At 75.3% G+C, this 10,123-nt stretch carries 9 protein-coding genes; 7 read left to right on the forward strand and 2 right to left on the reverse strand.

Features of this window, described 5'->3' with window-relative positions:
* Positions 1 to 205: 205 nt before the first annotated feature.
* Positions 206 to 355 carry a hypothetical protein gene (locus B0E53_RS39740; RefSeq protein WP_246835635.1) on the reverse strand — a complete coding sequence of 50 codons (150 nt, stop codon included), beginning with the start codon at positions 353 to 355 and terminating at the stop codon, positions 206 to 208.
* 363 nt (positions 356 to 718) lie between these two features.
* Between B0E53_RS39740 and B0E53_RS28030 the strand changes: the two genes are divergently transcribed.
* Genes B0E53_RS28030 through B0E53_RS28050 form a run of 5 tightly spaced genes read left to right on the forward strand, consistent with a single transcriptional unit; the run spans position 719 to position 5,512 of the window.
* Positions 719 to 1,894, forward strand: coding sequence for a cysteine desulfurase family protein (locus B0E53_RS28030; protein WP_107078766.1), 1,176 nt, complete (start codon positions 719 to 721; stop codon positions 1,892 to 1,894).
* 37 nt (positions 1,895 to 1,931) lie between these two features.
* The gene (gene mnmA, locus B0E53_RS28035) at positions 1,932 to 3,005 is read left to right on the forward strand and encodes a tRNA 2-thiouridine(34) synthase MnmA (RefSeq protein ID WP_107078767.1); all 1,074 of its coding nucleotides are present in this window, start codon (positions 1,932 to 1,934) and stop codon (positions 3,003 to 3,005) included.
* Positions 3,006 to 3,059: 54 nt separating this feature from the next.
* The gene (locus B0E53_RS28040) at positions 3,060 to 4,061 is read left to right on the forward strand and encodes a methionine synthase (RefSeq protein ID WP_107078768.1); all 1,002 of its coding nucleotides are present in this window, start codon (positions 3,060 to 3,062) and stop codon (positions 4,059 to 4,061) included.
* 36 nt (positions 4,062 to 4,097) lie between these two features.
* Positions 4,098 to 4,466 (forward strand): VOC family protein, encoded by a 369-nt coding sequence (locus tag B0E53_RS28045; RefSeq protein WP_210406241.1) that lies wholly within the window; start codon positions 4,098 to 4,100, stop codon positions 4,464 to 4,466.
* Between the two features lie 32 nt (positions 4,467 to 4,498).
* A complete protein-coding gene (locus B0E53_RS28050; protein ID WP_107078770.1) occupies positions 4,499 to 5,512 on the forward strand; it encodes an ADP-ribosylglycohydrolase family protein in 1,014 nt (337 codons plus the stop codon).
* A 16-nt stretch (positions 5,513 to 5,528) separates the two neighbouring features.
* Here the strand turns inward: B0E53_RS28050 and B0E53_RS28055 are convergent, their stop codons facing one another.
* A complete protein-coding gene (locus B0E53_RS28055) occupies positions 5,529 to 6,179 on the reverse strand; it encodes a type II toxin-antitoxin system PemK/MazF family toxin (RefSeq protein WP_107078771.1) in 651 nt (216 codons plus the stop codon).
* A gap of 274 nt (positions 6,180 to 6,453) precedes the next feature.
* On the opposite strand from B0E53_RS28055, the gene ligA reads away from it, so the two are divergent.
* Together ligA and B0E53_RS28065 are read left to right on the forward strand one after the other, a co-directional pair.
* Positions 6,454 to 8,589 (forward strand): NAD-dependent DNA ligase LigA, encoded by a 2,136-nt coding sequence (gene ligA, locus B0E53_RS28060; protein ID WP_107078772.1) that lies wholly within the window; start codon positions 6,454 to 6,456, stop codon positions 8,587 to 8,589.
* Between the two features lie 154 nt (positions 8,590 to 8,743).
* On the forward strand, positions 8,744 to 10,123 hold a 1,380-nt coding region (locus tag B0E53_RS28065; protein ID WP_146167792.1), incomplete at its 3' end, for a GGDEF domain-containing protein.

The following is a 10,123-nucleotide window of genomic DNA, read 5'->3' on the forward strand; positions in this document are numbered from 1 at the left end:
TGGCCGACTTCGGCGTGGTCGGCGACCTGTTCAAGGTCGTCCCGCAGGCCGCCGAGGAGATCCGCAAGCGCAAGTGACCCCGTCACGACACGAGCCGCCGCCCGGTGATCCGGGCGGCGGCTCGCGTGTGTTGCGGGCCCTTCCGTGCGGCGGAAGGGAGCTGATCGGCGGGCCGGGGAGCTGAGCCGGCCCGCCGATCAGCCCGTCAGGTGCCCCTCAGCGGACTGTCGCCGGAGTGGGCGGGCTTGTTGTCGAACTGTTCGGCGGAGACGTCGACCACAGAGTAGGTCCGGGGGACCACGTCCGGGGGCCTCGGCAGCAACTCGTCTCCCGACGCCTTGCTCAGCGTACCCAAGGAAGACATCCGCATCGCCCGGGGACGTCAGCCAGACCTCGTAATACCCCGGAACGCGCGGGAGATTCGCCACGTGCAGGTGCAACTGCTTGTCACCGAGCACCCGGGCGTCGCCCGAGGTGTCGAGCCGAACGCGGCCAGCGGCGCGCTGGCCAGCACCGCCGGATGCGGCGGCGGGCCGGCGCCGCGCGGGCAACTCCTCGGCTGCCCGGACCTCCTCGACGATGCCCTGCCAGACGTGCTCCGGCAGTCGCGAACGAAGGATGGCTCCACGGAGGTGTCCGGACCGCCGTCCCCGCCCCCGTACGGGACGGGCGGTCCGGCATCCGGCGGCACGCCCGTCGGCCGTTAGGCTGAGCGGTGATGGCATACCTGGATCACGCGGCGACGACCCCGATGCTCGACGAGGCACTCGAGGCGTACCTCGCCACGGCCCGCGAGGTGGGCAACGCGTCGTCGCTGCACGCGGCGGGCCGGCGGGCCCGGCGGCGGGTGGAGGAGTCCCGCGAGCGGGTGGCGGCCGTGCTCGGCGCCCGCCCGTCCGAGGTGATCTTCACCGGCGGCGGCACGGAGAGCGACAACCTCGCGGTGAAGGGCATCTTCTGGGCCCGCCGCGCCGCCCGCGCCGAGCGGATCCGGGTGGTCTCCAGCTCCGTCGAGCACCACGCCGTGCTGGACGCGGTGGACTGGCTGGCCGGGCACGAGGGCGCCGAGGTCGGCTGGTTGCCGGTCGACGCCACCGGCCGGCTCGGCCCGGAGCGGCTCCGCGCCGAACTGGCCGCGCACGGCGACCGGGTGGCCCTGGTCACCGCCATGTGGGCCAACAACGAGGTGGGCACGGTGCAGCCGGTGGCCGAGCTGGCCGCGGTCGCCGCCGAGCACGGGGTGCCCTTCCACACCGACGCGATCCAGGCGGTCGGTCAGGTGCCGGTCGACTTCGCCGCCAGCGGCGTCGCCGCGCTCACCGTCACCGGCCACAAGCTCGGCGGTCCGACCGGGGTCGGCGCGCTGCTGCTGGCCCGTGACGTCGCCGCCACCCCGCTGCTGCACGGCGGCGGCCAGGAGCGCGACGTCCGCTCCGGCACCCTCGACACCGCCGGCATCGTCGCCTTCGCGGTCGCCGTGGAGGCCGCGGTGAAGGGCCAGCAGGAGTACGCGGCCCGGGTCGCCGCGCTCCGCGACGACCTGGTCGAGCGGGTCCGGCAGGCGGTCCCCGAGGTGATCTTCAACGGCGACCCGACCGACCGGCTCCCCGGCAACGCGCACTTCTCCTTCCCCGGCTGCGAGGGGGACGCGCTGCTGCTGCTCCTCGACGCCCAGGACATCGCCTGCTCGACCGGCTCGGCCTGCTCGGCCGGGGTGGCCCAGCCCTCGCACGTACTGCTGGCGATGGGCGCCGACGACGACCGGGCCCGCTCGTCGCTGCGCTTCACCCTCGGTCACACCAGCACCAAGGCGGAGGTCGACGCCCTCATCGCGGCGCTGCCCGGCGCCGTGGAGCGGGCCCGCCGCGCGGCCGCCCTCCGCACCCCCCGCTGACCCGGATACCCTCGGTGATGACGAGGGGAGCGAGCTGGTGAGGGTTCTGGCGGCGATGTCGGGCGGGGTGGACTCCGCCGTGGCGGCGGCGCGCGCGGTGGAGGCCGGGCACGACGTGACCGGGGTGCACCTGGCGCTGGCCCGCAACCCGCAGACCTACCGCACCGGGGCCCGGGGCTGCTGCACCCTGGAGGACTCCCGGGACGCCCGCCGCGCCGCCGACGTGCTCGGCATCCCGTTCTACGTCTGGGACATGGCCGACCGGTTCCATGAGGACGTGGTGGACGACTTCGTGGCGGAGTACGCGGCGGGCCGTACCCCGAACCCGTGCCTGCGCTGCAACGAAAAGATCAAGTTCGCCGCGGTGCTGGACCGGGCCGTGGCCCTGGGCTTCGACGCCGTGGTCACCGGCCACCACGCGCGGCTCGGCGCGGACGGCCTGCTGCGCCGCAGCGTCGACGCGGCCAAGGACCAGTCGTACGTCCTCGCGGTGCTCACCCGCGCGCAGCTCGACCGGTCGATCTTCCCGCTCGGCGACTCGACCAAGGCCGAGGTGCGCGCGGAGGCCGCCCGGCGCGGCCTCGCCGTGGCCGACAAGCCGGACTCGCACGACATCTGCTTCATCGCCGACGGCGACACCCGGGGCTTCCTGTCCCAGCGGCTCGGCGAGGCCCCCGGCGAGGTGGTGGACGCGCTCACCGGCGCGGTGGTCGGCAGCCACACCGGCGCCTACCAGTACACCGTCGGGCAGCGGCGCGGCCTGCACCTGGACCGGCCCGCCGCGGACGGCCGGCCGCGCTACGTGCTCTCCATCACCCCGAAGACCAACACGGTGACGGTCGGGCCGGCCGAGGCACTGGAGGTCGCCGAGGTGCGGGCCACCCGCCCGGTCTGGACCGGCGGCGCGCGTCCCGGCGGGCCGATCGAGTGCGAGGTGCAGCTGCGGGCGCACGGCGACGTGGTGCCGGCGACCGTGTCGCTGGACGCCGACGGGCTGCACGCCGACCTGCGCCGCCCGGTCCGCGGGGTGGCCGCCGGCCAGGCGATCGTGGCGTACCGCCCGGACCCGGCCGGCGACGTCGTCCTCGGCTCGGCCACCATCACCGGCTGACCCCTCGCCGAGATCCCTCCGTGCGGTGCGGCGGGCGGTGGGTAGGCTGCGGCGGTGAGTGAGACGACCTGGCCGTGGGGAGTGGGCACGGCGACGGGGATCGGGTCGTTGCCCGGCACCGACGTCGCCGAGGCGCAGCGCATCGTGCTCGGTGAGCTGCCCGCCCTGCCGCACCTGCCGGAGCTGCCCGCCCGGGGCCCCGGCGCCGACCTGATCGGCCGTACCGGCGGCCTGCTCGTCGAGCTGCCCGTCGAGCTGTACGCGGCCCGCTGGCGGATCGCCCCGCGCCCCGGCAAGGACCTGCGCCGCGCCCGCGACCTGATGGAACGCGACCTCGACCAGCTCGCCGAGCAGGCCGAGGAGTACGCCGGGCCGGTCAAGGTCCAGGCCGCCGGCCCGTTCACCCTGGCCGCCTCGCTGGAGCTGCCGATCGGCGGCCGGCTGCTGCGCGACCCCGGCGCGGTCCGGGACCTGGCCGGCTCGCTCGGCGAGGGGCTGCGCGGGCACGTGGCGGCCGTGGCCCGGCGGCTGCCCCGCGCCGCGGTGCTGCTCCAGCTCGATGAGCCGTCGCTGCCCGCGGTGCTGGCCGGCCGGGTGCCCACCGAGAGCGGCTTGGGCACCCACCGGGCGGTCGGGTCCGAGGTGGCCCGCGCGCTGCTGCGCGGCGTGATCGAGGCGGCCGGCGTACCCACCGTCGTGCACTGCTGCGCGCCGGACTTGCCGCTGGAGCTGATCCGCACCGCCGGGGCCGCCGGCATCGCCCTCGACCTCGACCTGGTCACCGAGCTGGACCCGCTCGGCGAGGCGATCGACGCCGGGCTCGGACTGCTGGCCGGCGCCGCGCCCGCGCTGCCGCCGGCCGGTCGCGCGCCGACCTCGGCCCAGGTCGCCGACCGGGTACGCCGGGTCTGGGACCAGCTCGGCTTCCCCCGCCGCCGGCTCGCCGAGCAGGTGGTCGTCACTCCCGCCTGCGGCCTGGCCGGGGCCACCCCGGCGTACGTGCGGACGGTCCTCGCCGCCTGCCGGGACGCCGGCCGCCGACTCGCCGAGGAGTGAGGTTTCCTGTCGGACCCCGGGGGCAGGATGACCGGCATGATTGGACAGCTGCGTTCTGTGGTGATCGACTGCCCCGATCCGCGCGCGCTGGCCGGCTTCTACGCGGAGCTGCTCGGCCTCCCGCTGATCGAGGACAACTCAGACGGTGACGACTGGGTGGTGCTCGGCGGCCGGCCGGGCCACCAGCCGCGTGTCGCCTTCCAGAAGGCGCTCGACCTGCGTGCCCCGGCCTGGCCCGACCCGGAGCGGCCGCAGCAGTTCCACCTCGACGTGACGGTCGACGACATCGAGGCCGCGGAGAAGGCGGCGCTGGCCCTCGGCGCGCGCCGGCTGCCCGGCGAGGGGGACGGCTTCCGGGTCTACGCCGACCCGGCCGGGCACCCGTTCTGCCTCTGCTGGGACTGATCCGCCCCGGGCCCGGCTTGCGCGGGCGGGGCATGATCGCCACCGTGATCGACTCCGCCCCGCGCCGCGCCGCCGGCTCCCTCTTCGGCCTCGCCTACGGCGACGCCCTGGGCAAGCCCACCGAGTTCCTCACCGTCGCCGAGATCGTCCGCCGCTACGGTCCGGCCGGCCCCCGGGAGCTGACCGGCGACCCCGCGCTGGTCACCGACGACACCCAGATGGCGCTCGCGGTGGCCTGGGCGCTGCACGGCGCGCCGGCCTGGACGGCGGAGGCGGTGGAGCCGTTGCTGCGGCGGCGCTTCCTCGACTGGGCGGTCAGCCCGGACAACAACCGCGCGCCCGGCATGACCTGCCTGCGCGCCTGCGCCGAGCTGGACCGGGGAACCCGCTGGCAGGACGCGACGGTCGCCGGCTCGAAGGGCTGCGGGGCGAACATGCGGGTCACTCCGGTCGGGCTGCTCGACGTCGACCTCGACACCCTGGCCGGGCTGGCCCAGCTCCAGGCCGGCCTCACCCACGGCCACCCGACCGGCCTGGCGGCCAGCGAGCTGACCGCGTACGCGGTCCGGCTGCTGCGCGACGGCGCCGCGCTGCCCGAGTTGCCCGGACTGCTCACCGACCGGGCCCACGCTCAGCGCAGCGTCTACCGGGCCGACTGGCTCGGCGACCTGTGGCAGCGCCCGGGCGAGCGCACGCCGGAGGAGTTCATCGCCCGGGGCTGGGACGAGTGCCTGCGCGTGCTCGGCCGGCTCGACGCGGCGCTGGCCCGCCCCGACGACGGCGGCGACCCGTGCCGGCTCACGGGCGAGGGCTGGATCGCCGAGGAGGCGCTGGCCACCGCGCTGCTCTGCGCCCTGCGGCACGCCGACGACCCGGTCGGCGCGCTGGCCCGGGGCGCCACCACGGCCGGCGACTCGGACTCCATCGCCGCACTGGCCGGCGCCTTCCTCGGCGCCGCCCACGGCATGTCGGCCTGGCCACCCGACTGGTCCACCCGAATCGAATACGCCGATCAGCTAACCACCCTGACCACCCCTCTGGACTAACCCCTCCGGGGGGGGGTTAGGCCGTTAGGTGGGGGAGGCGGCGGATGGCCTGCCAGAGGTCGGGGTCGCAGGGGCCGGCTCGGTCCTCGAAGGCGGCGAGGGGTAGCGGGATGGGCTCGCTGATGTCCAGAAAGCTGTCGTGGTCGGCGGTCGGGTCCCAGTTCCGGGTCGGGATCGGCACGTGGTCGTCCCGGTCCGACTTGTCCTGGCTGGTGATCTTCAGGACGTCGGCGTCCCGACCGTCGACCCGCAGCACCAGGCAGGGGCGCACCTTCGAGCCGGTCCCGTCGGCGTAGGGCACGTCGGCCCACCAGATCTCCCCGGGCCGGGGCGGGGTCGCCGGACCTCGCCCGGCGTCCCGCGGTCGCGGCGCCGCGCCGGTACGTCCGCGCCCCGGTTCGCCGCCCAGGCGGCCGCCGTCGGGTCCACCGCCGGGGCGGGTGCCGCCGCGCCCGGGACGTGCCCCGCTGCCGGTGCGCACGTCCGTCCCGGAGCGGGAACCACGACGGGACCTGCCGTTCACCGCGCCCGGTGCCCCGCCTCGGCCCCCCGCGCGCCGACCCGCCTCCGCGGCCCGGTTCGCGGCCCGGCGTCGCCATTCGCCCCACAGCCAGCCGGCCGCGACACAGGCCACGATCACCGCCGCCCACAGCAGCCCGTCGCGCATCCGTACTCCCGCCTCTCGCCCGTGCCGGCCACCACCGTCCGGCGATCGTCGCACGCCGACCACCCCACCACCCCGCACCACGACCCCGACCCCGACCCGGGAACCGCTGGTTGATCATGAGGTTGGCGGGGTGGAATGTCCGCTTCGGCGCCGCCAACCTCATGATCGGCGGGGGAACGGAACGACGGGTCGGGGGCGGTTGTCGGGCCCGCCCGCTACGGTGCGGGGGTAGCACGATCACGGGAGGTCGACAGCGGTGTCCGAAGGCGGCAGGGTGTCTGAAGAAGCGATTCCCCAGGCGGTCAGCGCCGCGCAGGAGGCGGCGGCGGGCGCCGAACCGACCCCGGAGGCGCGGGAGCGGCACGCCACGCTGAGCCAGGAGCTCACCGACCACCAGTACCGCTACTACGTGCTGGACGCGCCGATCATCTCCGACGCCGAGTTCGACAAGCAGCTGCGCGAGCTGGAGGCCCTGGAGGCGGAGTACCCGGCCCTGCGCACCCCCGACTCGCCGACCCAGCGCGTCGGCGGCACCTTCTCCACCGACTTCACCCCGGTCGCCCACGCCGAGCGGATGCTCTCGCTCGACAACGCCTTCGCCGACGAGGAGTTGGCCGCCTGGGCCGAGCGGGTCGAGCGGGACGCCGGTGGCCAGGTGCCCTACCTCTGCGAGCTGAAGGTCGACGGCCTCGCCATCAACCTGACCTACGAGAAGGGGCGGCTGGTCCGGGCCGCCACCCGGGGCGACGGGCGCACCGGCGAGGACGTCACCGCCAACGTCCGCAGCATCCGCGACGTGCCGGCCCGGCTGACCCCCTCCGACGACTTCCCCGACGTGCCGGAGTTCCTCGAGGTGCGCGGCGAGATCTACTTCCCGGTGGCCGGCTTCGCCGACCTCAACGCCGGCCTGGTCGAGCAGGGCAAGGCCCCGTTCGCCAACCCGCGCAACGCGGCTGCCGGCAGCCTGCGCCAGAAGGACCCGCGCGTGACCGCCTCCCGGCCGCTGCGCCTCGTGGTGCACGGCATCGGCGCCCGCCGGGGCTTCCAGCCGGCCGCGCAGTCCGAGTCCTACGCGGCGCTCAAGGCGTGGGGGCTGCCCACCAGCGACCGCTGGCGGGTGGTGCCCGACCTGGCCGGGGTCGCGGAATACATCGCCTGGTACGGCAAGCACCGGCACGACGTCGAGCACGAGATCGACGGCGTGGTGGTCAAGGTGGACCCGGTCTCCATCCAGGGGCGGCTCGGCTCCACCAGCCGCGCGCCGCGCTGGGCCATCGCCTTCAAGTACCCGCCGGAGGAGGTGACCACCAAGCTGCTCGACATCGACGTCAACGTGGGGCGCACCGGCCGGGTCACCCCGTTCGCCGTCCTCGAACCGGTCCGGGTGGCCGGCTCCACGGTCGCCCTGGCCACCCTGCACAACGCCCGCGAGGTCGAGCGCAAGGGCGTGCTCATCGGCGACACGGTGGTGCTGCGCAAGGCCGGCGACGTCATCCCCGAGGTGCTCGGCCCGGTGGTCGACCTGCGTCCCGCCGACGCCCGCCCGTTCGTCATGCCCACCACCTGCCCGGCCTGCGGCACCCCGCTGGCGCCGGCCAAGGAGGGCGACGTCGACATCCGCTGTCCCAACGCGCGTACCTGCCCGGGCCAGATCCGCGAGCGGGTCTTCTACCTGGCCAGCCGGAGGGTGCTCGACATCGAGGCGCTCGGCGAGAAGGGTGCGGCCGCCCTGCTGGACGCGCAGATCATCACCAACGAGGGTGACCTGTTCTCTCTCGACGCCGAGCAGCTCACCGGCTCGCCGTTCTTCGTCAACAAGGACGGCACCCTGGGCAGCAACGCCACCAAGCTCCTCGACAACCTGGCCGTGGCCAGGGAGCGGGAGCTGTGGCGGGTGCTGGTCGCGCTCTCCATCCGGCACGTCGGCCCGACCGCGGCGCAGGCGCTCGCCCGGCACTTCCGCTCGGTCGAGGCGATCGACGCGGCGAGCGAGGAGGAGCTGTCCTCGGTGGACGGGGTCGGCCCGACCATCGCGGCCAGCATCAAGGAGTGGTTCGCCGTCGACTGGCACCGCGAGGTGGTGCGCAAGTGGGCCGAGGCCGGCGTACGGATGGCCGAGGAAGCCGGCGACGAGGGGCCGCGTCCGCTCGAAGGGGTGACGGTGGTGGTCACCGGCACGCTGGCCGGGTTCAGCCGCGACCAGGCGTCCGAGGCGATCCAGAGCCGGGGCGGCAAGGTCACCGGCTCGGTCTCCAAGAAGACCGGCTTCGTGGTGGTCGGCGACAACCCCGGGTCCAAGGCCGACAAGGCGGCCGACCTGAAACTGCCGATCCTCGACGAGGAGGGCTTCCGGGTGCTGCTGGAGTCCGGCCCGGACGCGGCCCGGGAGGTGGCCCGCGTCGAGGGCTGACCGCGCGCCCTCGCGCCGGCGCCTGCCGCGTATTCCAACTTAATTACGACTACGACCGATTCGTGACTGTCGTGTCGGGGAAATCGGGACCGAGGGCGTTTCATTGGCGTACGGCGTGTGACGGCGCGCGCCGGGGCCGATCCCGGGAGGTGCGATGGAGACCGGCGACCCGCGAAACTCCGTCCCGCCCGGGCGGACCGGGCCGTTCTTCGGCTTCGTCAGCGTGGTCGGCGTCCTGGCCCTGCTGGTCTCGGCCGGGCCGCTGGCCGCGCTCCCCGACGAGCTGCCCCACCTGCCGGCCGCGTTCTGGACCATGGCGGCGCTCGCCGTCGCCTGCGACGCCCGCCCGTTCGTGCCGCCCGGTCGGCGCCAGACCTCGGCGGTCTTCCCGTCGACCTGCTTCACCTTCGCCATCCTGCTCGGCTGGGGGCTCGGCCCGGCCGTCGCCGTGCAGGCCGTGGCGGTGGCCGTCTCCGGCTGGCGGCTCGGCTACGCCGGCTGGCGCACCGCCTTCAACGGGGCCCAGTACGCGTGCGCGCTGGCCGCCGCGTACGGATTCACCCGGCTCGGCCCGGGCGAACTCTTCGACGGCGGCCGGCTGCACTGGACCGACGTGGCGGCGGTGGCCGGCGCCACGACGGCCTGGTTCGTGGTCAACTACGGCCTGGTCAGCTCCGCGATCCGGCTGCGGTTCGGTGACCGCTGGTGGCCCAGCGTCCGGCTCGGCCTGGCCTACGAGCTGCTCTCCACCGGCTCGCTGCTGCTGCTCGCCCCGGTGCTGGTGGCCGCCGCCCGGGCCAGCGCCGCGCTGATCCCGCTGGTGCTGGTGCCGCTGTTCGCGGTCTACCGGATGGCGCGGCTCTCCGCCGAGCGGGAACAGCTCGCCGACCTCGACCCGCTGACCGGGCTGCCCAACCGCAAGGCCCTGCTCACCGAGGTGGCCGAGCAGGTGCACCTGCACGCCGAGCGGGCCGCCCGCGGCGAGCCGGACGCCCACCTGGCCCTGCTGCTGCTCGACCTCGACCGGTTCAAGCACGTCAACGACGCGCTCGGGCACGCGGTGGGGGACCGGCTGCTGGTCGAGGTGAGCGCCCGGCTGATCGAGGTGGTCGGCGAGGAGGACCTGGTGGCGCGGCTCGGCGGCGACGAGTTCGCCATCGTCGTACCCGGGCTCACCGGCACCGACCAGGCCCGCGAGCGGGCCGACCGGGTGGTGGCGGCGCTCGCCGAGCCGGTGCCGCTGGACGGCCTGCCGCTGGACGTGGGCGGCTCCATCGGCATCGCCCTCTTCCCCGAGCACGGCGAGGACTTCGCCACCCTGATGCGCCACGCCGACGTGGCCATGTACGACGCGAAGCATCGCAACGACACGGTCGCCGTCTACGCGCCCGAGTCCGACCACAACTCCGCCGAGCGGCTGAGCCTCCTCGCCGACCTGCGCCGCGTGCTGGAGGCCGGGCCGCCCGGCCCGGCCGAGGAGCCGGCCGGCGTACGCGGTGGCGACGGCGCGGCCCTCGCCCCGGCGCCCGGCCTG

Origin of the sequence: Micromonospora sp. MH33 (assembly GCF_003013775.1) — a bacterium.
GTDB lineage: Bacteria > Actinomycetota > Actinomycetes > Mycobacteriales > Micromonosporaceae > Micromonospora > Micromonospora fulviviridis.

Bases quoted from the DNA above. Each gene is read 5' to 3' on its own strand.
- B0E53_RS28030 (WP_107078766.1), top strand. From the start codon at position 719: ATGGCATACCTGGATCACGCGGCGACGACCCCGATGCTCGACGAGGCA.
- B0E53_RS28045 (WP_210406241.1), top strand. From the start codon at position 4,098: ATGATTGGACAGCTGCGTTCTGTGGTGATCGACTGCCCCGATCCGCGC.
- B0E53_RS28050 (WP_107078770.1), top strand. From the start codon at position 4,499: ATGATCGCCACCGTGATCGACTCCGCCCCGCGCCGCGCCGCCGGCTCC.
- B0E53_RS28055 (WP_107078771.1), bottom strand. From the start codon at position 6,179: ATGCGCGACGGGCTGCTGTGGGCGGCGGTGATCGTGGCCTGTGTCGCG.